Genomic DNA, 23,469 nt, shown 5'->3' with positions numbered 1-23,469 from the left:
GCGTGTGAGGCTGGCGGCCGGATACCGGCACAGTTCTTACGGCGCACCCGTCGACATGGCTTTCACAATCTATCGGCTCAACTGAGTAGTCATGCAGCTCGCGACGATCCAACGCATCCTTGGTCTGTTGCTGATGATCTTCAGCACCACGATGCTCCCGCCCGTCGGCGCGGCGCTGTGGTACGGTGACGGCGCGGTACTGCCCTTTATCCACGGGTTCTTGCTAGTGCTTTCCGTGGGGTTCCTGCTCTGGTGGCCGGTGCGTAAGCGGCGCCGGGAATTGCGGCTACGCGACGGCTTCGTGGTGGTGGTCATGTTCTGGCTGGTGCTGGGGCTGGCGGGCGCGGTGCCATTGGCACTGTCCGAACGGCCTGATATGTCCGTTACCGACGCGGTATTCGAATCCATTTCCGGGCTGTCGACGACCGGTGCCACGGTACTCACCGGCCTGGACGATCTGCCCAGGTCGATCCTGTTCTACCGTCAGGAACTGCAATGGCTGGGCGGCATGGGGATCATCGTGCTGGCAGTCGCGGTGCTGCCCATGCTGGGTATCGGCGGCATGCAGCTCTATCGCGCCGAGACACCGGGCCCGATGAAGGACACCAAGCTCACGCCCCGCATCACCGAGACCGCCAAGGCGCTCTGGTACATCTACCTGGGGCTGACGGTGGCCTGCGCCGCTGCCTTCTGGGTGGCCGGCATGGAGCCGTTCGACGCCATCACACATAGTTTCTCGACCGTGGCCATCGGCGGTTTTTCCACCCACGATCTCAGTATGGGGTATTTTCAAAGCACCACGATCGAAATGATCGCCGTGGTGTTCATGCTGCTGGCCGGGATGAACTTCGCGCTGCATTTCACCGCCTGGCGCAGTATCAGCCTGCGCCCCTACGCACAGGACTCGGAGGTACGGACCTACCTCACGATCCTGACGCTGACCGCCGGCATCACCGTGGCCTATCTCATCATGACCGGCACCTTCTCCAGCTGGGGGGACTCTCTGCACCACGGCATCTTCCAGGCCGTCTCCATCGGTACGACCACCGGTTTCACCACGGCCCAGTATCACGCCTGGCCGGGCTTCCTGCCGGTGCTGCTGTTGTTCACGAGCTTCATCGGCGCGTGCGCCACCTCCACCGGCGGGGGCATCAAGGTGATCCGCTTCCTGCTGCTCATCAAGCAGGTCGGGCGTGAGATCACGCGTCTGGTGCACCCTAATGCGCAGATCCCGATCAAGATCAACCGCAAGCCTCTGCCCGACCGGGTGGTGGAGGCGGTGTGGGGCTTCTTCGCCGCGTACATCGCCATCTTCGGCGTGTTACTCCTGATCCTGATGGCGACGGGCCTCGATCAGGTTACGGCATTCTCCGCGGTCGCGGCGTGCATGAATAACCTGGGGCCGGGGCTGGGCAACGTGAGCGCCCACTACGGCGACCTGAACGCCATCGCCAAGTGGGTCCTGTGTATCGCCATGTTGCTCGGGCGGCTCGAGATCTTCACCGTGTTGGTGCTGCTGTCACCGGCGTTCTGGCGACGTTGACGATGACGAACGAGGAGCGCAACAGCTGGGATCAGCGCTACCGCGGCACGCCCGACACAGCGCCGTTGCCGATCGCGGTGGTACGTGATTACGCCCATCTGCTGCCGGTGGAGGGGCGGGCGCTGGACCTGGCCTGTGGCCGGGGCGGTACGGCACTGTTGCTGGCGCGTTGCGGGCTGACAGTGGATGCCTGGGATCTGTCGGCGGTCGCCCTCGGGCAACTGGAAGCGGCGGCCGCCCGTGACGGCCTGACGATCGCGTCCCGGGTGCGCGACGTGGTGGCCGAGCCGCCGCCGCCGGCGTGCTACGATGCGATCACGGTCGGCTATTTCCTGGACCGGCGGCTTACCCCGGCAATCATGGCGGCGTTGCGGCCGGGCGGGCTGTTGTTCTACCAGACCTTCGGCCCGGAGCGCGTGGGCGACCGCGGGCCGCGCAATCCAGCCTACCGGTTGGCGACGGGCGAACTGCTGCACCTGTTTGCGCCGTTGCGCGTCCACCTCTATCGGGAGGACGGGGTGCCGGGCGACCACGCTCGCGGCCTGCGTGGCGAGGTACAGTTTATCGGTGCACGCGTCTGAGCGCGCCGCAGCGACCTGATCGGGAGCATCTCATGAGCCTCATAGACAACTTCGAGAAGATGCTGGCGGGTGGGCAGGATAACACCCTGCTGCGCTACAGCCTGGGTACCGAATACCTGAAGGCCGGCGATGCCCGGGCCGCGGTGCTGCACCTGCGGCGTGCCGTGCAGCACGACCCAGACTACTCGGCGGCCTGGAAGATGCTGGGCAAGGCGCTGACAGAGGCCGGCGACGGCGCGGCCGCCCGGGAGGCCTATGCGACCGGCATCGAGGTGGCCGAGCGCAAGGGTGACAAGCAGGCGGCCAAGGAGATGCGGGTCTTCCTCAAGCGACTGCAGAAGGCGGGGTAGGCGGGGATCCGGATCCGGGATTCAGGATTCGGCAGGGAAACTAAAAATGGACTCTACCCCGAACGGTACTTGCCTAAACCATTACTTGGCCACGGAAACACACGGAATGACACGGAAAGAATTTACTGCGTAAACCCTGGGTCATCACCCTGCGTATGGCTTCCGGATTTTATGCAGTGAGTCTTTTTCCGTGTGCTTCTGTGGCCATTTTCCGAGACATCGGCTGATGTAAGTGCCATTCGGGCCTGCCCTTTTTGTTTTTTGGACTGCCGACTGATGCCATCCGACGTGCGTCAGTACAGCCGCGGTTCGCCGGGTGGGCGGCTGCGGAAACGGCGGTAACCCCACTGATATTGTTCCGGACAACGGCGCACGCAGGCCTCGACGCCGCGGTTCATGGCGGCCGCGGCGACCACCGGGTCGGGGTCGGCAATTTCGTCCGGGGCTGGCAGGAACTGGAAGCGGTAGCCGCGCCCGCCGGGCAGACGCTCGCAGAAGCCAAAGAACACCGCCGCGCCGGTCTTCCGCGCCAGCCGCCCCAGCAGCACCATGCTGTTCGCCGACACCCCGAAGAACGGCGCGAACACACCGCCGTCGCCGGGGTCCTGGTCGGGCAGGATGCCGATCACCTCACCGGCGGCGAGCGCCCGGTACAGTTGCCGGACCCCGGTGGCGTCGGTGGTCGCCAGGCGGGCGCCCAGGCGTCCCCGGCCACGGCGGATCAGGGCGTCGAGTTCGGGCACGCGCGGCGGGCGGTACAGATTGGTGATGCCCCAGCGCAAGGCACAGAAATGCCCCGCCATCTCCCAGCTGCCCAGGTGCGGCGTCGCGAGGATCACCCCGCGGCCGGCCCGCACGGCAGCATCGACGGGTTCGACGTCGAGTGCCTCGCCCATCAACGGCCGCAGGCGTGCCTGCGGCCACAGCCAGAGTGGGCCGGCCTCGAAGACCGTTCGGCAGGTCTCAACGATGGAGCGGTTCAGCAGCTGTCGCTGCGCCCGGGCATCGAGTTCCGGCAGGCACAGGTGGATATTGACCGCGCTGTGGCGGCGTATGCGGTTGGGCAGGACGGTCAGCAGCCAGCCGACGGCCGCGCCGAGGCGCCGGTTCCAGCCGAGCGGCAGGGCCGCGAGCCCGTGCAGCAGGGCGGTGATCAGGCGGGCGCGCATGGGCCACGACGTACGTCGAATGTGAGGTCTATTGCCACAGCTTGGTTTATTAGGGCGATAAAATTCATGTCCAACCCCACAATCATCTAAGAATAGTCAGTAGTTTCACCCTGAGGCCGATAAATAGCCTTCATCCATGAGCATTTTCAGAGAAGCCGCCATGCGCCAGCTCGAGCTGCCATAAAAATTGTGACTTTGATTGTATTCGAATGCTGTCATTGGATATGAGTGGGAATGTGGTGGCGCGCAATAGGTAAAATTCCAATTGTTGTGGGATTTTATTTAGTTCTGCCGATTGCTCCTGTGGCCGCGCGGCCAACCGCCGGATGCCGTGCGGGGCGTGACCGGTAAAAACGCCACTATATTGAACGGCATTTACCTTAACTAACCATTTCTCCAAGGCAACGGCTTACGTAGGCGCCATGCGCCACTATACTGACTCGGGTCGATGAGGGGGATGGTCATGTCCGAAGTGGTGGAGGTCTGCGGCCTGTCGCCGCAGGAGGCGTGGGACTACCTGCAGCGGAATCCGCGCGCATTGTTGGTCGACGTGCGCTCGAACATGGAGTATCTGTTCGTCGGCCATCCGCTCGGCGCCATCCACGTACCCTGGATCGACGAGCCCGACTGGCAGATCAACCCGCAGTTCGTCACCCAGGTGCGCCAGCTCCTGCTGGGCGGCGTGTGTGCTGCCGATGACACCGTCGACTGCGCCCCGGTCATCCTCATCTGCCGCAGCGGTAAGCGCTCACTCGAGGCCGGCAAGCTGCTGGTAAGGAGCGGTTTGAAGGAAGTCTACAACGTCACAGAGGGCTTCGAGGGCGAGCTCGACGCCCATCATCACCGCAGCAGCGTGGGTGGCTGGCGCTTCCGCGGGCTGCCCTGGGAGCAGTGCTAGGGCCTGTTAACACTATTCGCACCGCGGCGCCGGCGGGAGAGCAGCCCATTTTTTTGATCCTTTTATTCCGGGTATCCTACCCGCCACCCTGCGGGCCGGCCCGGCGGTCGTCCCCCTGCGCTCCAGGCGAAGGGATCGTCGAATAGCTGCGGCTATTCTCCTCAAACGGTCGAAAAAATGACCTTGCTCTTCCACCGTGCTCGCCCCGATCGCTCAAGTCCGACAGGCTCCTGGATCCACCCGCGTTGACTCTTCCGGGTTGGGCGGAATATATTGCGGGTCTGGCGCGTCGCGCCGGGGCATGATCTTCACGAGACGATTCGCCGGTATTCCCCGCATCTCCGGCGAGACTGCAGGTACCCCAAAATCAATCGCAGAAGGCCGATCGACTGAATTATTACCCATAAGGACTAGCCAGCCGCCTCCCCGGCATAGCGGAGGCGATTGGACGTGTCCAACACTTACAATGCGGTCAGGAGGAGAACTAGAGATGTCTACAGACGCAATGCAGAACGGCCAGTTGGATGCATGGCTCAACCAGAAGCTGGATGAATTGCTGCCGAGCAAACTGGCCGACATCGAGGCCAACAAGACCCCGAAGATGGCCATCATTGCCACCAAGGGCACCCTGGACTGGGCCTATCCGCCCTTCATCCTGGCCTCCACCGCCGCGGCCCTGGGCTGGGAGGCCAGCATCTTCTTCACCTTTTACGGTCTGCTGCTGCTGAAGAAGGAGATCCCCAGCGAGGTCAGCCCGCTGGGCAACCCGGCCATGCCCATGAAGATGCCGTTTGGTCCGAAGTGGTTCCAGAACTTCACCTGGCCGATGCCCAACCTGATCATGGCCGGCATCCCCGGCTTCGAAAAGGTGGCCACCGGTCTGATGAAGAAGACGTTCAAGAACAAGGGCGTCGCCACGGTCGACGAGCTGCGCGAGCTGTGCATCGAGGCCGACGTGAAGATGTACGCCTGCCAGATGACCGTGGACGTGTTCGGTTTCAGCCGTGACGAGTTCATCGGTGGCGTCGACTACGTCGGTGCCACCTACTTCCTGCCCATGGGCAAGGAAGCGGACGTCTGCCTGTTCATCTGATCGCGCAGCCGGCAGTGACGAAGACAGGACCCGCGAGGGTCCTGTTTTTTTTTTTACACCTCGGAAAAAGGAACCCCGGTGGGCGGCGCCAGCGTTTCCCAATAGGCCGCACTTTTCCCAGATGCCGAATACCCCTAGACTCCAGGTAACCAGCGCCCGGAACTATGAGGTACTAGGTACTAGGGATCTTCTGGTTAATTCGTCTTAATTCATCGTACCGTCATTGCGAGCGAAGCGCGGCAATCTCCTTCGACGGCAGATCAACAACTTTGAGATTGCCGCGTCGCTGCGCTCCTCGCAATGACGGGTTAATCAGAGGTTCCCTAGGGGTTCGCGGTCAAGTTTGGGGGCCAGGCCTTTCCTCGACCTAGAACCTAGAACCTGCCCTCCCGGCATACCACACAGACGAGGTCCCCGCATGCAGGGTTTCTATCCCGATATTCAGCCCTACGTCCGCCACACCCTGGCCGTCGACGGCGGGCATCAGCTGTACGTCGAAGAGAGCGGGAATCCGGCGGGTATCCCCGTGGTGTTCCTGCACGGCGGTCCGGGGGCCGGCTGTGAGCCCTTCCAGCGGCGCTTCTTCGACCCGGCACGCTACCGCATCGTGTTGTTCGATCAGCGCGGCTGCGGGCAGTCGACGCCACACGCCGAGTTGGACGGCAATACCACCGGGGACCTGGTCGCCGATATCGAGTTCATCCGCGAGCACCTTGGCATCGAGCGCTGGCTGGTGTTCGGCGGCTCCTGGGGTTCGACGCTCGGGTTGGTGTATGCCGAGACCCACCCCGGGCGCGTGTTGGGCCTGGTGCTGCGCGGCATCTTTCTCTGCCGGCCACGTGACATTGGCTGGTTCTACCAGGAAGGTGCCTCGTTTCTGTTTCCGGATTACTGGCAGGACTACCTCGCGCCCATCCCGCCCGAGGAGCGCGACCGGCTGGTCGAGGCCTATCATGCACGCCTGACCGGCAGCGACGAGGTGACACGCATGGCCGCGGCCAAGGCCTGGTCGCTGTGGGAGGGGCGTACGGCAACACTGCTGCCGCGCCAGTCGGTGATCGACCACTTCGGTGATCCCTTCACCGCGCTCAGCCTGGCGCGTATCGAGTGTCATTACTTCCTGCACGACTGCTTTCTGCGGCCGGACCAGATTCTGCTCGATGCGTACCGTCTCAAAGACATCCCCGGCGTCATCGTGCATGGCCGCTACGACGTGGTCTGCCCGGTCGAGCAGGCCTTCGCCTTGCACGAGGCCTGGCCCGAGGCCCGGCTGGAGGTCGTCCCTGATGCCGGCCATTCCGCGACCGAGTCCGGCACCGTCGCGGCCTTGGTGCGCGCCACCGACGAGTTTGCCGAGCGCCTGGCGTGATCGGGCTGCTGCAGCGCGTCACCGAGGCGCGCGTGGCGGTGGACGGCGCAACCATTGCTGCCATCGGTCGCGGCCTGCTGGTGCTGATCGGGGTCGAGCGCGGTGACGGCGAGGTCCAGGCCGAACGGCTGCTGGAGCGCCTGCTCGGCTACCGCGTATTCCCGGATGCGGAGGGTCGGATGAATCTGAGCGTGAGTGATAGCGGCGGCGGGCTGCTGCTGGTGCCGCAGTTCACACTGCCGGCGGACACGCGCAAGGGCATGCGGCCGAGTTTCACGCCCGCCGCGACGCCCGCAGAAGGGCGGCGGCTGTTCGATCATCTGGCGGCGCGCGCCCGTGCCGCCCATACCGACGTCGCAACCGGCCGCTTCGGTGCTGATATGCAGGTCAGTCTCACCAACGACGGGCCGGTCACCTTCTGGCTGCAGGTGGAGCCCCCGCGTCATTGAGCGCTGCATGAGTACCTGACGGATTACCCGTGGCCAGGATGCAGCTCGTAGGGCCGGAATCCGGGGGAGGATCACCGTTTCCCCGGATTACGCTGTGCGTCATTCGGGCTCCGCTGTGTCCTGTGGGTACGTAAACAGCACATCGTCGGGCGGTAGCCACTGGCCAGCATCAGTAGAACACACAGGCATCCTCCGGGTTTTGCCTTGATGAACGGCAAACTACCCGGCCGTTCTGCGTGAGACTGTACCGCCATGGTCGTACTATGGCAGTGGCAGCGCGTGGATGGTCATGCCTGCAGACGTCTCGTACAGGGGGTGTCGTGCATGGACAGAAAGATGCATTGGGACGCGGTGTATGCGCGCAAGAACCCGCTGGAGGTCAGCTGGTACCAGGCTGAACCGGTGCTGTCGTTGGAACTGATCGCGGCCACGGGCGTGCCCCTCGATGCGCCGCTCATCGATATCGGTGGCGGGGCCTCGGTGCTGGTCGATCGGCTGCTGGGGCGCGGTTACACCGATGTCACCGTACTCGATCTGTCGGCGCGGGCGTTCGCGTATGCCCGCACACGTCTCGGCGCGCAGGCAGCGCGCGTGCACTGGCTCGACGCCGATGTCACCGAGTTCGTGCCGGCCCGACGGTACGCCGTCTGGCATGATCGCGCCGTCCTCCACTTCCTGACCGCGGCCGCTGACCGGCGCCGCTACGTCGAGGCGCTGAACCGCAGTCTGATGGCGGATGGTCAGGTGATCATCGCCGCCTTCGCCCTGGGAGGTCCGACCCGCTGCAGCGATCTGGATATCGTGCAGTACGACGCGGCCAAACTGTGCGCCGAACTCGGTGCGGCATTCGACCTGGTCGAGGAAACCGCCGAGCGTCATGTGACCCCCGGCGGCAAGGATCAGCAGTTTGGCTACTTCAGGTTCGTGCGTCATGCGTCAGGCCGTGGGCCATAACACGCCCGACGCTGCGCGCATCAGCGCATCCGGCGGTATGACGCCGCGCCCAGGCGTCCCGCGTGTGCAGGATGCGCGGCGGCAGTGGGCAGGGAGCCCATACAGGCGTCGGGGCGTGGCCTGACGTACCGAATCCAAGAAACAGGCTCGTGCGCCGGTACTCGCGCGCAGCGAGCCCGTTGCCTATTTTGATGTGGCCGGATCCGCCGCGTATGTGGCTCGTTGGGGCACGCGGGGTTCGTGACCGGCCATGCGCTGCAGGCCGGCCATGTCCTTGATCACGACATGTTTGCGGTCGACCCGCAGCAGCTCGTCGGCCTGGAAGCGCGAGAACAGCCGGCTGACGGTCTCCACCGCCAGGCCGAGGTAATTGGCGATGTCGGTCCGGGACATGCTCAGGTTGAATTCGCAGGCGGAAAAGTTGCGGTCGCTGAAACGCTTGGAGATACGCAGCAGCAGCAAGGCGAGCCGTTCCTCGGCGCTCTTCTTGCCCAGCCAGATCATCATATCCTGATCCTCCAGGATCTCACGACTCATGATGCGCAGCAGCTGGCGTTGCAGTCCCGGGATACGGGTCGCGAGATCTTCCAGCATGTCGAACGGAATCTCGCAGGCGCTGGTGGTCTCCAGGGCCTCGGCCGTGCAGTTGTGGAGCACACTGGTGATGGCGTCCAGGCCGACGAGCTCGCTGGGGAGATGGAAGCCGGTCACCTGCTCCTGACCGTCGTCGGTGAGGGCGAAGGTCTTGACCGAACCGGAGCGGATGGCATAGATGGACGAGAAGCTGTCACCCGCCTGGAACAGCCGTTCGCCGCGCTGCAACGGGCGGCGGCGTTTGATGATGCGCTCCAGCTCCTCGACGTCACTGTGGTTGAGCTCCAGCGGCAGGCACAGCTGGTGCAGGCTGCAATTTTCGCAGGCGGCCTGGATACGACTCAGGTTGACGACGGAAGAGTCCATGATGCCCAAGTAAGTTCCTTCATCGGGCCGGCGATCGGCAGTTCGATTTGAGCAGATTGTTTGAGCTAAATCAATTTAGGCGCTGATGGGCGCCATTGGTCACAGGCTAGGTCACTGGGTCCGAATATGCTACCCGGGCGTGTCGCGGGCGCCGCAGGTGGTTCTCTCCGAAGTGATTTTCAGTTAGGATGCCGTCTGAGCCCGTTATCGGGTCGCTGCCGTGGATCTGTCTGCAGGGCTGCGCGCGGCGGATACGCCATTTTCCCGACTCACTGAATAGAAGACCGACTGAGCACAGAGTGCCGCGTGTCTCGCCCGGATGATCCAACATGACACAACGACAAGCCGAGGTGCGGCGGGAGACGCTCGAGACCCGCGTCGCCATCCGGGTGAATCTCGACGGGACCGGCGCCGCGCGTTTCAGCACCGGCGTACCCTTCCTGGATCACATGCTGGATCAGATCGCCCGCCATGGGCTGATCGACCTGGACATCCAGGCCGAGGGCGATCTGCACATCGACGCCCACCACACCGTCGAGGACGTCGGTATCACCCTGGGCCAGGCCTTCGGCCAGGCGCTGGGCGACAAACAGGGCATCCGCCGTTACGGCCATGCCTACGTGCCGCTGGATGAGGCGTTATCACGGGTGGTGATCGATTTTTCCGGGCGGCCGGGGCTGGAGTACCACGTCCAGTTCCAGCGGGCCCGTATCGGTGATTTCGACGTGGATCTGCTGCGCGAGTTCTTCCAGGGCTTCGTCAACCACGTACCGGCCACCCTGCACATCGACATGCTGCGTGGGGTGAACGCTCATCACATCGCCGAGACGCTCTTCAAGGCCTTCGGGCGCGCCCTGCGCATGGCGGCCGAGCCGGATCCGCGCATGCAGGGCCGGGTGCCCTCCACCAAGGGAAGTCTCTGAGCCGGCTCCTTAACCCGTCACCATGGGTACTTACTCACATAACCTTGTAGGAGTGGCCTTGGCCGCGAACCGCGTGGAGCAAACCCGGTTCGCGGCCACAGGCCGCTCCTACCCGCTGCCATCGCTATGACATCCGTCGCCATCATCGACTATGGCATGGGCAACCTGCATTCCATCGCGAAGGCAGTGGAGCACGTCGCCGGTGACACGCGCGTCGTGGTGACAGCCGATCGCACCGAGATCGAGCGCGCCGATCGTGTCATCTTCCCGGGCGTGGGCGCCATCCGCGACTGCATGGAAGAATTGCGGCGACTGGAATTCGATGCCCTGATCCGCGGCCTGGTCGGCCAGCGGCCGCTGCTCGGCGTCTGCCTGGGCATGCAGGCCTTGCTGGACTTTTCCGAGGAGAACGGCGGCACGCCGGCCCTGGGTCTGATCGCCGGCCAGGTGCGGCGCTTCCCGGATGGGTTCACGGACAGCGCCCACGGCACACGTCTGAAGATTCCGCACATGGGCTGGAATCAGGTGCAGCAGCGCGCTCATCCGCTCTGGGACGGCATCGAGCAGGACAGCCGTTTCTATTTCGTGCACAGTTACTACGCGCAGCCGGCCGACATGGCCAGTTGCGCCGGCACGACCGACTATGGCCTGAGCTTCGTCAGCGCCCTGCGCGGCGAGGGCGTCTTTGCCGTGCAGTTCCACCCGGAGAAGAGTCAACACGCCGGGCTGCGGCTGCTGGCCAATTTCGTCAACTGGGACGGTCAGGACTAGACTGGTCCCCGGATCACACTTCACAACCTGATCAGGCACAGAGGACAGGACCATGTTGCTGATACCCGCCATCGACCTGAAAGACGGCAAATGTGTGCGTCTGCGCCAGGGCCGCATGGATGACGTGACGGTATTCTCCGACGCCCCCGTCGAGGTCGCGCGGCGCTGGGTGGAGGCCGGCGCGCGACGGCTGCACATCGTCGACCTGAACGGGGCCTTGGCCGGCCAGCCGGTGAATGCGGCGGTGATCAAGGAGATCGCCGCGACCTTTCCCGACCTGCCCATCCAGGTCGGTGGCGGCATCCGCGACGAGGACACGGTGCAGGCGTATCTGGATGCCGGCGTCAGCTATGTCATCATCGGCACCAAGGCGGTCAGCGCGCCGCATTTCGTCAACAATCTGTGCATGGAATTTCCGGGGCACATCATCGTCGGGCTCGACGCCAAAGACGGCAAGGTGGCGATCGACGGCTGGTCCAAGCTGTCGCACCATAACGTCCAGGAACTCGCGCAGCGCTTCGAGCGCGACGGCGTGGTGGCGATCGTGTACACCGACATCGGCCGTGACGGCATGATGAACGGCGTCAACGTCGAGGCCACGCTGGCACTGGCACGCGCCATCACCATTCCGGTGATCGCCTCCGGTGGTGTCAGCAGCATGACCGACATCGACGCGCTGTGCGCCGAGGAGAACGAGGGCATCATGGGCGCGATCATCGGCCGCGCCCTCTATGAAGGCAGTATCGATCTGACCGCCGCCCAGAAACGGGTCGATGAATTACGGGGTTGAGGTTCTAGGTTCTAGGCTCTAGGTTCTAGGTTCTAGGTGCTAGGGACGAGGGAAAACCTTTCTCCTGAGCTTGGTCGCGAACTCCTAGCACCTAGGACCTAGGACCTGACTTTTAAGTAGACCGAGGAAAGATCTCGCTCCCAAGCCTGACCACGAACCCCTAGGACCTAGAACCTGGACCTAGGACCTAGGACCTGAATTCATGCTATCCAAACGTATCATCCCCTGTCTTGATGTCGATGCCGGACGTGTCGTCAAGGGCGTGAAGTTCGTCGCGATCCGCGATGCCGGTGATCCGGTGGAGATCGCGCGCCGCTACGACGAGCAGGGTGCCGACGAGATCACGTTTCTGGATATCACGGCCAGCTCCGACGATCGTGAGACCATGGTCCACGTCGTCGAGCAGGTCGCCGGCGAGGTGTTCATCCCGCTGACCGTTGGCGGTGGCATCCGCGCGTTGCCCGACATCCGCAGGATGCTGAATGCCGGCGCCGACAAGGTCGCAATCAACACTGCGGCGGTGAGCCGGCCCGAATTCGTGCGCGAGGCGGCCGAGCGCTTCGGCTCGCAATGCATCGTCGTGGCCATCGACGCCAAGCGTGTCAGCACCGCGGGCGAGCCGGCGCGCTGGGAGATCTTCACCCACGGCGGGCGCAAGCCCACCGGTCTGGATGCCGTCGAGTGGGCGCGCCGCATGGTCGACTACGGCGCTGGTGAGATCCTGCTCACCAGCATGGATCGCGACGGCACCAAGGACGGCTTCGATCTGGCACTCACCCGTGCCGTCAGTGATGCGGTGGAGGTGCCGGTGATCGCCTCCGGCGGTGTGGGCAACCTCGATCATCTGGTCGAGGGCGTGCGCGAGGGCGGCGCGGATGCGGTGCTGGCCGCGAGCATCTTCCACTTCGGCACCTACACCATCGCCGAGGCCAAGGCGTACATGGCCGCCGCCGGCGTGGAGGTCCGCCTGTAGACGCAGGCGCGGCCGGGTGCCGTTCGGATGCTGCCACGTGAATTGGCGGCGTCTGCAATAAATCCACCCCCTGGGGCGTCCTATCGAGACGCCGGAGCGTAATCGGGAACATGGAACCGAACTGGTTGGATGAGATCGAATGGACTGCGGATGGCCTGGTACCGGCGATCGCGCAGGACGCGGCGACCGGCGAGGTCCTCATGTTCGCCTGGATGAACCGCGAATCCCTCACGCTCACCGTGGCTGAAGGGCGCGCCGTGTACTGGTCGCGCTCGCGCCAGCGCCTGTGGCGCAAGGGCGAGGAGTCGGGGCATGTGCAGGAGGTCCGCGACATCCGCCTCGACTGCGATAAGGACGTGATCCTGCTGAAGATCGAGCAGGTCGGTGGCATTGCCTGTCATACCGGCCGGCGCAGCTGCTTCTTCCACCGGCTGGAAGATGGTCAGTGGCAGGCGGTGGAACCGGTACTGAAGGACCCCGGCAGCATCTATACGCAGCGGAGTGGCCATGAGTGATACCCTGGAGAGGCTGGCAGTGATCCTGGAGGCGCGCAAAGGCGCCGATCCCGATAGTTCCTATGTTGCCGGGCTCTACAGCAAAGGTCTCGACGCCATCCTGAAGAAGGTGGGTGAAGAGGCCACCGAGACCATCCTGGCCGCAAAGGGTGGTGCGCGGGAGCACTTGATTTATGAAACTGCGGATTTGTGGTTTCATACCCTGGTCATGCTGGCGCAGCAGGACCTCGGTCCCGCAGATGTACTGCAGGAACTGGAACGCCGCTTCGGTCTCTCGGGGCTGGAGGAGAAGGCGGCCCGTACGCCTGATCAGGCCTGAATTTACAGCGCCGCTGAGTTGCGGCTGGAGGAGTTGGTATGGGATTTGGTGGCATCAGTATCTGGCAGCTTCTGATCGTTCTGGCGATCGTGCTGGTCCTGTTCGGCGCGAAGCGTCTGCGGACGTTGGGCTCGGATCTGGGCACCGCCGTCAAAGGTTTCAAGAGTGCGGTGAAAGAAGGCGAGGAAAAGGGCGCCGACAAAGATCAGCTCGAGCAGGCGGACGGCCGCACTATCGATGGCGAAGTGACTGCCAAAGAGAAGGATAAGGCATAGGATCAGGGGTTAGGGACTAGGGACTAGGTTCTAGGAAAACTACCCGTTTTCCGCACCTCCTCCTAACCCCTGGCCCCTAGTCCCTGACATCATGTTTGATATCGGTTTCTGGGAACTCATCCTCATTGCAATCGTGGCGCTGATCGTCATCGGCCCGGAGCGTCTGCCGCGGGTGGCGCGTACGGCCGGGCTGTACATGGGCCGCGCGCGGCGCATGGTCGCGACGGTCAAGGCGGATGTGCAGCGCGAACTGGCCACCGAAGAACTCAAGCGTACGCTCGAGAAACAGGCCGATTCCGTCGGTCTGCACGAGATTGTTGAAGAGGTCGACCAGGCCACGGCCGCCGCCCGGGAGTTCTTCAGCCCGGAGGCCCAGGCGGCGCGTGATGCCGAGGAAGCCGCGGCCATCGAGGACACCGCGACCGTCGAGGACACCGCGGCCGTCGAGGACACCGCCGTTACCGGGGGCACCGCCGCCACCGAGCTGACGGACCAGGCGTCGCCAAAGCAGCATGGCAAGATCTGATCCCAAGCGCGACACGTCCGCTGGCGACGTGGAGCAGCCGTTCCTTGCCCACCTGGTCGAACTGCGCGACCGGGTCCTGCGCATGGTCGTGGTCGTGCTCGTTATCTTTCTGGCGATGGCGCCCTTCGCCAACCAGCTGTTCTCGTTGCTGGCCGAGCCGCTGCTCGCGCACATGCCCGAAAACAGCTCCATGATCGCCATCGAGGTGGTGTCACCGTTCCTGATTCCCTTCAAGCTCACGCTGGTGCTGGCGATCTTCGTCGCCGTGCCGTTTCTGCTCTATCAGCTGTGGGCGTTCATCGCGCCCGGGCTGTATCGGAACGAGCGCCGCATGATCGTACCGCTGCTGGTGTCGAGCACGCTGCTGTTCTATCTGGGCGGGCTGTTCGCCTACTATGTGGTGTTTCCCCTGATCTTCGCCTTCCTCACCGGCACCGCACCCGAGGGTGTGGCGGTGATGACCGACATCGGCAAGTATCTGGACTTCGTGCTGACGTTGTTCTTCGCCTTCGGCGCCGCGTTCGAGGTCCCGGTGGCCACCTTCGTCCTGGTGTGGATGGGTGTGACGACGCCGGACGCACTGGCGGCGAAGCGCCCCTACATCATCGTGGGCGCCTTCGTGATCGGCATGCTGCTCACGCCGCCGGATATCATTTCGCAGACCCTGCTCGCCCTGCCGATGTGGCTGCTGTTCGAGATCGGCGTGTTCATGGCCCGGCACTTCGTGCCGAAGAAGAGCACCGCCGAGACCGACCACACGCCCTTCGAACCCATGACCGAGGCGGACATGGACGCCGAGCTTGATCGTATCGAGGCGGACGAACGCAAGGACGCCGCGGAGCCCAAGCCGTGAGTGCCAGTCCATAAATAGTGCGCCCGACCCCGCGCGGTGGCGCGAAGGAAGGGAATCATGCCCGTCCCTCTGATCCTGATCCTGCTGCTGTTCGCGCCGCTGTCCGTCCCGGGCACCGATGCGCCGTCGCGCAACCGGCTCGCGGATCACCCCTCACCCTATCTCGCCATGCATGCGGACGATCCGGTGCACTGGCAGCTGTGGGATGCGGAGGCCTTCGGTCGTGCGACGCGCGAGGGTCGGTTGCTGCTGGTGTCGACCGGCTACTTCAGCTGTCACTGGTGCCACGTCATGCAGCGGGAGAGCTATCGCGACCCTGGCATCGCCGCGTACATCAACCGCCATTTCATCCCCGTGAAGCTCGACCGCGAATGGTCACCGACGGTCGACGCCGGACTGATGGACTTCCTGCGCCACACGCGCGGCCAGGCGGGCTGGCCGGCCAATGTCTTCCTCACCCCCGATGGTTTCCCACTGGCCGGCACCCTCTATCTGCCTCCGCAGGAATTTCAGGGCATTCTGGAAGACCTCGCAGGGCGCTGGGCGCGTGACGCCGAGGCGCTCGCGGACCTGGCGCGCGCCGCCGCCGCTACCCGCAACGACCCGTCGACGCAGACCGGGGAGGCCGTTGCGGGGCAGCCCCCCCGGCCCCTCGATGACCGCTTGCTGGACGAGGCGCTGGCACGGGCCGACACCCTCGCCGGCGGTTTCGGCGCACAGAGCAAATTCCCGCTGGCGCCACAGCTGGCGGCGCTGCTGGAGCTGCAGGCGCGCAGGCCGGACCCGCGGCTGGCGGATTTTCTACGGTTTACGCTGGAGCAGATGGCAACGCAGGGCCTGCGCGATCATCTCGGTGGGGGCTTCTTCCGCTACACGACCGATCCCGGCTGGCAACAGCCGCATTTTGAAAAGATGCTCTACGACAATGCCCAGCTCGTCGTCGTGTATCTGCGCGCCGCGGAGCTGTTTGGCGAGGCACGCTTCGCCGCCACCGCCCGCGATACGCTGGAGTTTCTGCTGACGGACATGGCGGCACCGGGCGGTGGTTATGTTGCCGCGCTGTCAGCGGTCGACACCGCGGGTGAGGAGGGTGGTTACTATCTATGGGACACGACGGAGATCGAGCGGTTGGCGGGTGAGTACTTTCCGCTGCTGGAGCGCCTCTGGGCGCTGGACGACAGGCCCGACTTCGAGGGCGGTCATCTCCTGATACCGCGCCTGGACGAGGCTGCGCTGGCGCACGCGACCGACCGCACACCGGCCGCGGTCGGACAGGTCCTCGCGGCGCTGCGTGTCCGCCTGCGGGCGGCGCGCAGCGCGCGTGGGCTGCCCGTCGACACCAAGCGTCTGGCCGGCTGGAACGGCCTGATGCTGACGGCCTTGAGTGAGGCCGCGCGCCGGTTCGATGCGGGGCACCCGCAGGGGCGCTATACGCGTGCCGCGCGGGCGCAGCGGGACTTCATCGTGGCACATTTTCTTGTCGGCGGGCGCTTGCTGCGCGTGCACCCGGACGGTCACGTGCCGGCTGCGGCGGAACTGGAGGATTACACCCTCGTCGCCGCCGGCCTGCGCGATTACGGGGAGGTCTTCGGCGCAGACGCAGACGCTGAGCGGCGACTGCGGGGTCTGACCGAGCAGGCCTGGGCGCGGTTCTACGCTGAGGAAGGCGGCTGGCGCCTGGGTGAGGATGCCTTGTTGCACTGGGGGGTGGCCGGCAGCGCCGTGCCCGATGGTCCGCTGCCCGCGCCGCCGGCGGTGCTGATGGCGGTGTCGCAGGACCTCGGTGTCGCTGCACCGCGCCTGCGCCGGGCGTTGGCGCAGGCGCTGCCGGCGGTGCGGCGCGCGCCGTTCGTGCACGCGAGCTACGCTGCGCTGTATCGGCGCGACTGAACGCCGTTCATGGTCTTGCCCGTGGGTTTCCGTGTGCTCCCGCGGCCAATGCAGGTTTCAGGTTCACTCCTTGCAGGCGCGCACCGGTGTGCCGTAGCGCAGCCGGGTGCCGTGTGTCAGCGACATCAGGATCTCGTCGGCGGCCAGGTCGACGGGCAGGTGGGCCCCGGAGATCTTGGCGCCGTGGATGCTTGCGCCGGTCAGCCGGGCAGTACTCAGATCGACGCCGCGCAAGTCCGCCTGGCGGAAGTAGCTGTTGCTCAGATCCAGACCATCGGCATCCAGACCGCGCAGGTCCAGGCCACGGAAATCGCAACCGGTCAGATCGCAATGCTCACCTGCCTGTCGGCGCTGGTTGAATTCGTCGACCTTGCCGGCGCGCAACAGTTGGTAGAGCGGATCGTTCTTGATGGCGGGTGTCTGGTCGCTCATGGGCCTCTCCCTCGATCTCGCAGTTGGGGGCAGTGTAGCAGTGGACCACCAGCGGTGCGCGGGCCGTCCGGTGCTCAGGCGCTGGCGCTGCGGGACGGGACGGGCGGGGCGACGCGGTGAAAGCCGAGGTAGATCACGGGTACCAACAGCAAGGATACCAAAAGGGAGAAGCTCAACCCCCAGACCATGGTCTGGGCCAGCGGCTGCAGCATCTCCGCGCCCTCGCCCCAGCCCAGCGACAGCGGCAGCAGGCCTACCACGGTCGTGAGGGTCGTCATCAGGATGGGACGCAGCCGCAGTTCGCCCGCCGTGGCGATGGCCGCGTGCACGGACCGACCCCGTGCGCGCAGCAGTTCGATGTACTCCACCAGCACGATGGCATTGTTCACGACGATGCCGGCGAGCATGATCAGGCCGAGCCATACCGGCATGGACAGCGGCACGCCCAGCAGCGGCAGCGCCAGCGCCGGCCCGGTAACCGCGAAGGGCACGCTCAACAGGATCACCAACGGATTGCGCAGCGACTCGTACTGTACCGCCATGACGACGAACACCAGGAACAGCGCCAGCGCGAGCAGCAGTCCGGCGATCTGCCGGCCTTCCTGCAGTTCTGTGAAGGCGCCGATGTCGTAGAGTCGATAGCCGGCCGGCAGATCGAGCGCCGCCAGCCGCTGCAGCGCATCCTCCATGACCTCGCTGAGTGCCCGGGTGCCGCTCAGCGAGGCGTACACCTCGATCATGCGTTCCTGCTGGTAGCGCAGAATCTCGGTGGGGGCGGCGGTCAGGCCGATCCGGGCGACATCGCTCAGGCGTACCGCGGGGCGGTTGCCGCCGGACGCGGTCAGTAAAATACTTTCCAGGTCGGAGATCGTTTTCATGTCCGGTTGCGGCAGGCGCACGCGGATATCGAACTGCCGGTCGTCGGCGATGAAGTCGCCGGCGAGCTCGCCATCCAGCGCGAAGCGCAGTGCCATGCCGATATCATCCACGTCCAGTCCCAGCTGCGTGGCACGCTCGCGGTCGACGGTCACCGCCAGTTCATGCTGGGCCTCTTCACCCGTCCAGGAGACATTGCGCAGGCCGGGCGTGTCGTTCAGCACGGCGACGACCTGCGGGCCCAGCTCCTGCAGGGTGTCCAGATCCGGCCCCTGGACGCGGAAGGCGATGTCGTCCTCACCCGCGCCGACCCGCAGGCCGCGCAGGCCGGCGACGCGCATGATGATCTTGTAGCCGACCAGCTGCAGCTGCTCGATCTCGGTGTTCATGTGGGTGACCCACTCATTGGACGAGACCGTGCGCTGGTCCAGGGGTTTGAGCTGTACCTGCAGGGTGGCGCGACTGGACAGCTCGCGTGCGGTGCGCCCGAAGATGAAGCCGCCGGTGGTAGTGAACACCGACTCGACCTCGGACTGACGGTGGAACAGCGCCTCCAGCCGTCGGGCGGTCACGTCCATGGTTTCCATGGCGGTGCCGGTGTCGCCGGTGACGCGCACCGTGATGCGGCCATCGTCCAGGTCCGGCAGAAAGATCTCCTTGCCGGTGAGGAAGGGCAGCACACTGACACCGAGCAGCACCACGAACGCGAGCAGTGCCAGCAGTTGCGTGCCGCGGTGCGCCGTCAGACCGCGCAACAGGCGTGCATAGGTACGCTGCAGCCTGCCGAGCTGGCGGTTGAAGGCACGGTGCCAGGCGGGCTCGCCACGTTCGTGCTCGGGGCGCAGGCGCGTGCCCCAGGCCGGCACCAGCGTCAAGGCCACCACCATGGCTGCGAAGATGGCGGCCGAGATCGTGATGATGAGCTCCCGGAACAGCATCCCCGACAATCCCGCGATCATCAGAAACGGCAGCACGGCGGCCAGGTTGGTGCTGGTGGACGCGACGATGGCGCTGTTGACCTCGGTGGCGGCCTGGATGCCGGCGTGCAGCGGCTCCTCGCCGGCATCCTGATGGCGGTGGATGTTCTCCAGCATGACGATGGCACTGTCCACCAGCATACCGATGCCGACCGCCAGGCCACCCAGGCTCATGATGTTCAGGGTCAGCCCGGTGAATTCCATGACGAACAGGGTGACGGCGATGGCGATGGGGATGGCGCTACCGATCACCAGCGTGCGGCGCACATCGCCGAGGAACAGGAACACCACCGCCATCGCCAGCCCCGCGCCGCTCAAGCCGGCCGCGATCGCGTTGTTGAGCGCATAACGCACGTAGATGGACTGGTCCGACACGGTGCTGATGTCCACGTCGGCGGGCAGCTGGCCGGTGTCGCGCAGCCATTGCATCCGCGCCATGACGGCGTCGACCACGGCAACGGTGTTGGCCGTCGGCTGTTTCTGGATGGTGAGTTTGACGCCCGCGACGCCGTCGAAGCGCACCCGCAGCCGCTCGTCCTCGTGGGTGTCGCGGACCTCGGCGAGTTCCTGCAACGGCAGACTGTGGCCGCCCGGTACCACGATCGGCAGCTGGCGGATCTCCTCGACACGCTGAAAGCGTCCGTCGGTGCGGCTGCTGTATTCGCGTGCTCCGGCGTGCAGCCGGCCGGCGGCCACGTCGCGGTTGGCTGCGCGCAGCCGCGTGACGAGGCCGTCGGGGGTCAGGCCCACCGCCGCCAGGCGCTCCAGATCGGGTAGTACCTGGATCTCGCGCACCAGGCCGCCGCCGACCTCGGTGGAGGCCACGCCGGGCAGGTTGATGAACGACCGGGACAGCGAGTAGTCGACATAGCTGCGCAGTTCCACGGGGTCGAGGTGCGCCGAGCTGACGACGAATTCCGCCACGGGTATCTGCTGCGGATCACTCTTGTAGATGATGGGCGGATCGATGGTCGTGGGCAGGAAGCGCATGGCCCGGTCGAGACGGTTGCTGGCATCACGCAGCGCAATATCGATGTCGGTGCCGTAGGGGAACCACATGTCCACCGCGCTCTCGCCTTCCTTGCTGGTGGAGATCAGGGAGATGACGTTTTCCGTGATCGCCAGCTGTTCTTCCAGGTTGCGGGTGATCTGGTCCTCCATGATGCTCGCCGAGACGCCCGGATCGAGGATGCGCACGCGCACCTCGGGATAGACGATGTTCGGCAACAGGTCGACCGGCAGGCGCAGCGAGAAGAAGAAGCCCAGTACCACCACGGCGAGCGCGATCATGGTGACGCCGATGGGGTGGCGGATCGACCAGGCGGCGAGCCCGCCGCTGCGTCCGGGCGCGGCCGGGGGTTGCGACGTGCTCATGGCCGGGGTGTCGGCGGGGCGTCCGCTGTGGCGACGATCTTCACCGGTTTGCCGGCGGCCAGATTGATGAAGCCGCGGGTGATGACCCGGTCGCCGTCGGCGAGCCCGTCGACGATCTCGATGCGTTCGCCAAGCGCCATGCCGCTGTGTACCGGCGTGCGGCGGGCGTAGCCTTCGGCATCGATGGTGTAGACGTACTCGCCCTGCGTATCCTGACGCAGGGCCGCGAGCGGCACGCTGCGCCGCGGCCGTACCTCCCCGGGCAGATAGACGCGGCACAGCTGGCCCGCCTGGGCGCCCGGCGGCACGGGGTCGAGGGCGATCTCGACCATACCCTGCCGGGTGTTCGCATCGACGGTGGGATGGATGCGGTCGATGCGGCCGGCATAGGTCGCGGCCCCCAGCGCGTCGATACGTACCGTGACGGCGTCGCCGACGGTGAGCGTGGGCAGGATCAGCTCGGAGATTGGCACCTCGGTGACCAGCGAATCCGGATCGGCCAGGGTCAGCAGGTGGGTGAAGCGCGGTGCGGCGTCGCCCGGCTCGACCATGCGTTCGGTGATGACGCCGTCGAACGGCGCCCGGATGGCGGTATAGCCCAGGCGCGTCTTGAGCAGTGATTCCTCGGCCTCGGCGATGCGCAGGGTGGTCTCGGCGCGCAACTGTTCGTCCTCGGACACCAGCTTGCGGCCGGCCAGGCGCTGCAGGCGCGTGAGGTCCTGTTCGGCCTGGCGGCGGTTGGCCTCGGCCTTGTTCAGCTCGGCGCGCACCAGACGGTCGTCCAGCTGCAGCAGCAGGGTGCCGGCCTTGACCCGGTCACCTTCGTATACCGCCAGCGTCTCGACCCGTCCCTCCTCCTGACTGTGCAGGCGCACGATGCGGCGGGCGCGCAGCGTGCCGGTACGCACGACGGTCTGGGCGAGCCGTTCGGTGGCGATGGTCGCGACAGTGACCAGCACGGGCTGGTCGACGCGGGCCGCGTCTTGCCCGGGCGCAGATTGCCGGTCGCCACAGGCGCCCAGCAGGATGAGCAGCGCAGCGCCGAGGATAATCCGCGCCGGTCGTGCGTTACGGGAGTGATAGGGAGGCATATGGGGGAATGGTATCAACAAGCCTTCTGGGGCGCAGCCACGACTGTGGCCATATCCTGGACGTCCCGCGGTGAAGGGGTTTAGGCCCCGTCCGACCCGCCTGTTAGACTAGGGGCCCGTCGGGATTTGGGGCTGATCTACCGCGCCGGTGGGATAGCCGTCCATTGTTTGATCCTGCTCGTCAAATAGCTACGGCTATTGTCCGCGAAGGATCGAAGAAATGACCTCGCTTTCCCACCCGGCGCGCTATGATCGCCCAGGTCCGACAGGCTCCTGGTGGGCCTCCTGCCGGCCAGGAATCCAAGTTCAGGAATCCGATATGCAGATCAGTATCATCAGCGGCAGTCACCGGCACGACTCCCAGAGCGAGAAGGTCGCGCGCCACGTCGAGACGAGTTTAAAACAGCATGGCTTGTGTGCGCAGACCTGGTTGCTCAGTCTGGCCGGCAACCCGCTGCCGTTGTGGGATGAGGGCGTCTGGGACGGCCACCCTGAATGGGAGGCGCAGCTGGGGCCGCTGGCGGAGCAACTGCACGCCAGCGATGCCTTCGTGATCGTCTCGCCGGAATGGCATGGCCAGGTACCGGCGGGCCTGAAGAATTTCTTCCTGCTCTGGGGCAAGGGTGAGCTCGCCCACAAGCCCGCGCTCATCGTCACGGTGTCGTCCGCCGACGGCGGTGCCTATCCGGTCGCCGAGCTGCGCATGAGCAGCTACAAGAACAACCGCATCTGTTACATCCCCGAGCAGATTGTCGTGCGCAACGTCGAGACGGTGCTCAACGACGATCCCGCCGCCAATGACGAAGCCGCCGATGCGTATTTCCGCGATCGCATCCGCTACGCGCTGACCCTGCTCAAGGAATACGCCATCGCCCTGCGCCAGGTGCGCGCCAGCGGCGCGGCGGACCGATCGGTGTACAAGAACGGGATGTGACTCCGCCGGACACCGGACGCTGCGCTCGGTCGCTGTCATCCGGGCAGTGCGTTGCCTGCACGGTCCGGCGACGGGTGCTGAGGGTAATGCTCGCCACACTACAGGGCCGGATGCCGCCCGAGTGCTTGGAGCATCGGTCGGAAATTCAGGTCATCAGGTACAACCACGCGTGCGTCGGGTCACTCGTCGCAGACATGTCCAGCCGCGTGGTCATCCGCGATATCCGCATACGGCAGCGATTGCATTTGCGGCATCATCCCCTGCATCTCCTTGCCGCACTCGGCCATGGCCTGCACGGCCGGCTCCTTCGCGACCTGCATACCGTACGCCACGGCCCGGGCCTGCGCCGCATCACGCTTGCCTTGCATACACAGCGTCTTGACTTCCGCCTCCACCTGCTCGGCTTGCTCGCCGAGCCGTTCCAGCGCTGCCTGATCGACGTTTTCCATACAGGTCTGCAGCGCCTGCATACCCTGCATCATCTGTTGCATGGTCGCCTCGTTCATGCCGACAGACAGCTGAGCATGCGCGCTCAAGGCGAGGGCGGTGAGTGCGGCGAAGGCGGCGGGTCGGATCATGGCGGA

General features: G+C 65.2%; 25 protein-coding genes. 19 read left to right on the top strand and 6 right to left on the bottom strand.

Annotated features, from left to right (window positions below; all coding sequences use genetic code 11):
* Nucleotides 1–91: 91 nt before the first annotated feature.
* From K8I04_11385 to K8I04_11375, 3 genes are read left to right on the top strand one after another with little or no spacing between them, the layout of a single operon-like run.
* On the top strand, nucleotides 92–1,543 hold the full coding sequence (locus tag K8I04_11385; GenBank protein MBZ0072312.1) for a TrkH family potassium uptake protein: 1,452 nt from the start codon (nucleotides 92–94) through the stop codon (nucleotides 1,541–1,543).
* Between the two features lie 2 nt (nucleotides 1,544–1,545).
* Nucleotides 1,546–2,124, top strand: a complete 579-nt coding sequence (locus tag K8I04_11380) for a class I SAM-dependent methyltransferase (protein MBZ0072311.1) — start codon at nucleotides 1,546–1,548, stop codon at nucleotides 2,122–2,124.
* A gap of 32 nt (nucleotides 2,125–2,156) precedes the next feature.
* Complete coding sequence (locus K8I04_11375; GenBank protein ID MBZ0072310.1) at nucleotides 2,157–2,474, top strand: tetratricopeptide repeat protein; 318 nt, start codon at nucleotides 2,157–2,159, stop codon at nucleotides 2,472–2,474.
* A gap of 293 nt (nucleotides 2,475–2,767) precedes the next feature.
* Here the strand turns inward: K8I04_11375 and K8I04_11370 are convergent, their stop codons facing one another.
* Nucleotides 2,768–3,643, bottom strand: a complete 876-nt coding sequence (locus K8I04_11370; GenBank protein MBZ0072309.1) for a lysophospholipid acyltransferase family protein — start codon at nucleotides 3,641–3,643, stop codon at nucleotides 2,768–2,770.
* 463 nt (nucleotides 3,644–4,106) lie between these two features.
* Between K8I04_11370 and K8I04_11365 the strand changes: the two genes are divergently transcribed.
* From K8I04_11365 to K8I04_11345, 5 genes are all read left to right on the top strand, one after another.
* Nucleotides 4,107–4,541 carry a rhodanese-like domain-containing protein gene (locus K8I04_11365; protein ID MBZ0072308.1) on the top strand — a complete coding sequence of 145 codons (435 nt, stop codon included), beginning with the start codon at nucleotides 4,107–4,109 and terminating at the stop codon, nucleotides 4,539–4,541.
* A 301-nt stretch (nucleotides 4,542–4,842) separates the two neighbouring features.
* Complete coding sequence (locus K8I04_11360) at nucleotides 4,843–5,634, top strand: DsrE/DsrF/DrsH-like family protein (protein ID MBZ0072307.1); 792 nt, start codon at nucleotides 4,843–4,845, stop codon at nucleotides 5,632–5,634.
* Between the two features lie 418 nt (nucleotides 5,635–6,052).
* Complete coding sequence (gene pip, locus K8I04_11355; GenBank protein MBZ0072306.1) at nucleotides 6,053–7,003, top strand: prolyl aminopeptidase; 951 nt, start codon at nucleotides 6,053–6,055, stop codon at nucleotides 7,001–7,003.
* On the top strand, nucleotides 7,000–7,452 hold the full coding sequence (dtd, locus tag K8I04_11350; GenBank protein MBZ0072305.1) for a D-tyrosyl-tRNA(Tyr) deacylase: 453 nt from the start codon (nucleotides 7,000–7,002) through the stop codon (nucleotides 7,450–7,452). Before pip ends, dtd begins: the two co-directional genes overlap by 4 nt.
* 324 nt (nucleotides 7,453–7,776) lie before the next feature.
* Nucleotides 7,777–8,406, top strand: a complete 630-nt coding sequence (locus K8I04_11345) for a class I SAM-dependent methyltransferase (GenBank protein MBZ0072304.1) — start codon at nucleotides 7,777–7,779, stop codon at nucleotides 8,404–8,406.
* A gap of 183 nt (nucleotides 8,407–8,589) precedes the next feature.
* Here the strand turns inward: K8I04_11345 and fnr are convergent, their stop codons facing one another.
* The gene (gene fnr, locus K8I04_11340) at nucleotides 8,590–9,366 is read right to left on the bottom strand and encodes a fumarate/nitrate reduction transcriptional regulator Fnr (GenBank protein MBZ0072303.1); all 777 of its coding nucleotides are present in this window, start codon (nucleotides 9,364–9,366) and stop codon (nucleotides 8,590–8,592) included.
* 329 nt (nucleotides 9,367–9,695) lie between these two features.
* Here fnr and hisB point away from each other — a divergent pair, with 329 nt between their 5' ends.
* The 10 genes from hisB (at nucleotide 9,696) to K8I04_11290 (ending at nucleotide 17,201) form a co-directional block, all read left to right on the top strand.
* Complete coding sequence (gene hisB, locus K8I04_11335) at nucleotides 9,696–10,289, top strand: imidazoleglycerol-phosphate dehydratase HisB (protein MBZ0072302.1); 594 nt, start codon at nucleotides 9,696–9,698, stop codon at nucleotides 10,287–10,289.
* A gap of 126 nt (nucleotides 10,290–10,415) precedes the next feature.
* The gene (gene hisH, locus K8I04_11330) at nucleotides 10,416–11,060 is read left to right on the top strand and encodes an imidazole glycerol phosphate synthase subunit HisH (GenBank protein ID MBZ0072301.1); all 645 of its coding nucleotides are present in this window, start codon (nucleotides 10,416–10,418) and stop codon (nucleotides 11,058–11,060) included.
* A 52-nt stretch (nucleotides 11,061–11,112) separates the two neighbouring features.
* Nucleotides 11,113–11,850: a 1-(5-phosphoribosyl)-5-[(5-phosphoribosylamino)methylideneamino]imidazole-4-carboxamide isomerase gene (hisA, locus tag K8I04_11325; protein ID MBZ0072300.1), complete on the top strand. Its 738-nt coding sequence runs from the start codon at nucleotides 11,113–11,115 to the stop codon at nucleotides 11,848–11,850.
* A 202-nt stretch (nucleotides 11,851–12,052) separates the two neighbouring features.
* On the top strand, nucleotides 12,053–12,823 hold the full coding sequence (hisF, locus tag K8I04_11320; GenBank protein MBZ0072299.1) for an imidazole glycerol phosphate synthase subunit HisF: 771 nt from the start codon (nucleotides 12,053–12,055) through the stop codon (nucleotides 12,821–12,823).
* A gap of 110 nt (nucleotides 12,824–12,933) precedes the next feature.
* The gene (gene hisI, locus K8I04_11315) at nucleotides 12,934–13,338 is read left to right on the top strand and encodes a phosphoribosyl-AMP cyclohydrolase (GenBank protein MBZ0072298.1); all 405 of its coding nucleotides are present in this window, start codon (nucleotides 12,934–12,936) and stop codon (nucleotides 13,336–13,338) included.
* Complete coding sequence (locus K8I04_11310) at nucleotides 13,331–13,657, top strand: phosphoribosyl-ATP diphosphatase (GenBank protein ID MBZ0072297.1); 327 nt, start codon at nucleotides 13,331–13,333, stop codon at nucleotides 13,655–13,657. The genes hisI and K8I04_11310 overlap by 8 nt, the downstream gene beginning before the upstream one ends.
* 38 nt (nucleotides 13,658–13,695) lie before the next feature.
* Complete coding sequence (gene tatA, locus K8I04_11305; protein MBZ0072296.1) at nucleotides 13,696–13,932, top strand: Sec-independent protein translocase subunit TatA; 237 nt, start codon at nucleotides 13,696–13,698, stop codon at nucleotides 13,930–13,932.
* A gap of 91 nt (nucleotides 13,933–14,023) precedes the next feature.
* Nucleotides 14,024–14,458: a Sec-independent protein translocase protein TatB gene (gene tatB / locus K8I04_11300; GenBank protein ID MBZ0072295.1), complete on the top strand. Its 435-nt coding sequence runs from the start codon at nucleotides 14,024–14,026 to the stop codon at nucleotides 14,456–14,458.
* Nucleotides 14,445–15,311 (top strand): twin-arginine translocase subunit TatC, encoded by an 867-nt coding sequence (tatC, locus tag K8I04_11295; protein MBZ0072294.1) that lies wholly within the window; start codon nucleotides 14,445–14,447, stop codon nucleotides 15,309–15,311. Before tatB ends, tatC begins: the two co-directional genes overlap by 14 nt.
* Before the next feature lie 57 nt (nucleotides 15,312–15,368).
* Nucleotides 15,369–17,201 (top strand): DUF255 domain-containing protein, encoded by a 1,833-nt coding sequence (locus tag K8I04_11290; protein MBZ0072293.1) that lies wholly within the window; start codon nucleotides 15,369–15,371, stop codon nucleotides 17,199–17,201.
* A gap of 63 nt (nucleotides 17,202–17,264) precedes the next feature.
* Here the strand turns inward: K8I04_11290 and K8I04_11285 are convergent, their stop codons facing one another.
* From K8I04_11285 to K8I04_11275, 3 genes are all read right to left on the bottom strand, one after another.
* Nucleotides 17,265–17,633, bottom strand: coding sequence for a pentapeptide repeat-containing protein (locus K8I04_11285; GenBank protein ID MBZ0072292.1), 369 nt, complete (start codon nucleotides 17,631–17,633; stop codon nucleotides 17,265–17,267).
* Between the two features lie 74 nt (nucleotides 17,634–17,707).
* A complete protein-coding gene (locus K8I04_11280; protein ID MBZ0072291.1) occupies nucleotides 17,708–20,860 on the bottom strand; it encodes an efflux RND transporter permease subunit in 3,153 nt (1,050 codons plus the stop codon).
* Nucleotides 20,857–21,951: an efflux RND transporter periplasmic adaptor subunit gene (locus K8I04_11275; GenBank protein ID MBZ0072290.1), complete on the bottom strand. Its 1,095-nt coding sequence runs from the start codon at nucleotides 21,949–21,951 to the stop codon at nucleotides 20,857–20,859. Before K8I04_11275 ends, K8I04_11280 begins: the two co-directional genes overlap by 4 nt.
* Before the next feature lie 319 nt (nucleotides 21,952–22,270).
* Between K8I04_11275 and K8I04_11270 the strand changes: the two genes are divergently transcribed.
* Entirely contained in the window at nucleotides 22,271–22,885 is a 615-nt protein-coding gene (locus K8I04_11270; protein MBZ0072289.1) for an NAD(P)H-dependent oxidoreductase, read from the top strand.
* Between the two features lie 179 nt (nucleotides 22,886–23,064).
* Here the strand turns inward: K8I04_11270 and K8I04_11265 are convergent, their stop codons facing one another.
* On the bottom strand, nucleotides 23,065–23,463 hold the full coding sequence (locus K8I04_11265; protein MBZ0072288.1) for a hypothetical protein: 399 nt from the start codon (nucleotides 23,461–23,463) through the stop codon (nucleotides 23,065–23,067).
* Between the last annotated feature and the right edge of the window lie 6 nt (nucleotides 23,464–23,469).

It is taken from the genome of Gammaproteobacteria bacterium (genome assembly GCA_019911805.1).
GTDB lineage: Bacteria > Pseudomonadota > Gammaproteobacteria > Thiohalobacterales > Thiohalobacteraceae > JAHJQQ01.
The sequence above is the reverse complement of the archived record's forward strand: the minus strand, read 5'-3'. Positions and strand labels throughout refer to the sequence as shown.

Coding starts and splice junctions, on each gene's coding strand:
- K8I04_11385 (MBZ0072312.1), top strand. CDS start 92: ATGCAGCTCGCGACGATCCAACGCATCCTTGGTCTGTTGCTGATGATC.
- K8I04_11380 (MBZ0072311.1), top strand. CDS start 1,546: ATGACGAACGAGGAGCGCAACAGCTGGGATCAGCGCTACCGCGGCACG.
- K8I04_11375 (MBZ0072310.1), top strand. CDS start 2,157: ATGAGCCTCATAGACAACTTCGAGAAGATGCTGGCGGGTGGGCAGGAT.
- K8I04_11370 (MBZ0072309.1), bottom strand. CDS start 3,643: ATGCGCGCCCGCCTGATCACCGCCCTGCTGCACGGGCTCGCGGCCCTG.
- K8I04_11365 (MBZ0072308.1), top strand. CDS start 4,107: ATGTCCGAAGTGGTGGAGGTCTGCGGCCTGTCGCCGCAGGAGGCGTGG.
- K8I04_11360 (MBZ0072307.1), top strand. CDS start 4,843: ATGATCTTCACGAGACGATTCGCCGGTATTCCCCGCATCTCCGGCGAG.
- pip (MBZ0072306.1), top strand. CDS start 6,053: ATGCAGGGTTTCTATCCCGATATTCAGCCCTACGTCCGCCACACCCTG.
- K8I04_11345 (MBZ0072304.1), top strand. CDS start 7,777: ATGGACAGAAAGATGCATTGGGACGCGGTGTATGCGCGCAAGAACCCG.
- fnr (MBZ0072303.1), bottom strand. CDS start 9,366: ATGGACTCTTCCGTCGTCAACCTGAGTCGTATCCAGGCCGCCTGCGAA.
- hisB (MBZ0072302.1), top strand. CDS start 9,696: ATGACACAACGACAAGCCGAGGTGCGGCGGGAGACGCTCGAGACCCGC.
- hisH (MBZ0072301.1), top strand. CDS start 10,416: ATGACATCCGTCGCCATCATCGACTATGGCATGGGCAACCTGCATTCC.
- hisA (MBZ0072300.1), top strand. CDS start 11,113: ATGTTGCTGATACCCGCCATCGACCTGAAAGACGGCAAATGTGTGCGT.
- hisF (MBZ0072299.1), top strand. CDS start 12,053: ATGCTATCCAAACGTATCATCCCCTGTCTTGATGTCGATGCCGGACGT.
- hisI (MBZ0072298.1), top strand. CDS start 12,934: ATGGAACCGAACTGGTTGGATGAGATCGAATGGACTGCGGATGGCCTG.
- K8I04_11310 (MBZ0072297.1), top strand. CDS start 13,331: ATGAGTGATACCCTGGAGAGGCTGGCAGTGATCCTGGAGGCGCGCAAA.
- tatA (MBZ0072296.1), top strand. CDS start 13,696: ATGGGATTTGGTGGCATCAGTATCTGGCAGCTTCTGATCGTTCTGGCG.
- tatB (MBZ0072295.1), top strand. CDS start 14,024: ATGTTTGATATCGGTTTCTGGGAACTCATCCTCATTGCAATCGTGGCG.
- tatC (MBZ0072294.1), top strand. CDS start 14,445: ATGGCAAGATCTGATCCCAAGCGCGACACGTCCGCTGGCGACGTGGAG.
- K8I04_11290 (MBZ0072293.1), top strand. CDS start 15,369: ATGCCCGTCCCTCTGATCCTGATCCTGCTGCTGTTCGCGCCGCTGTCC.
- K8I04_11285 (MBZ0072292.1), bottom strand. CDS start 17,633: ATGAGCGACCAGACACCCGCCATCAAGAACGATCCGCTCTACCAACTG.
- K8I04_11280 (MBZ0072291.1), bottom strand. CDS start 20,860: ATGAGCACGTCGCAACCCCCGGCCGCGCCCGGACGCAGCGGCGGGCTC.
- K8I04_11275 (MBZ0072290.1), bottom strand. CDS start 21,951: ATGCCTCCCTATCACTCCCGTAACGCACGACCGGCGCGGATTATCCTC.
- K8I04_11270 (MBZ0072289.1), top strand. CDS start 22,271: ATGCAGATCAGTATCATCAGCGGCAGTCACCGGCACGACTCCCAGAGC.
- K8I04_11265 (MBZ0072288.1), bottom strand. CDS start 23,463: ATGATCCGACCCGCCGCCTTCGCCGCACTCACCGCCCTCGCCTTGAGC.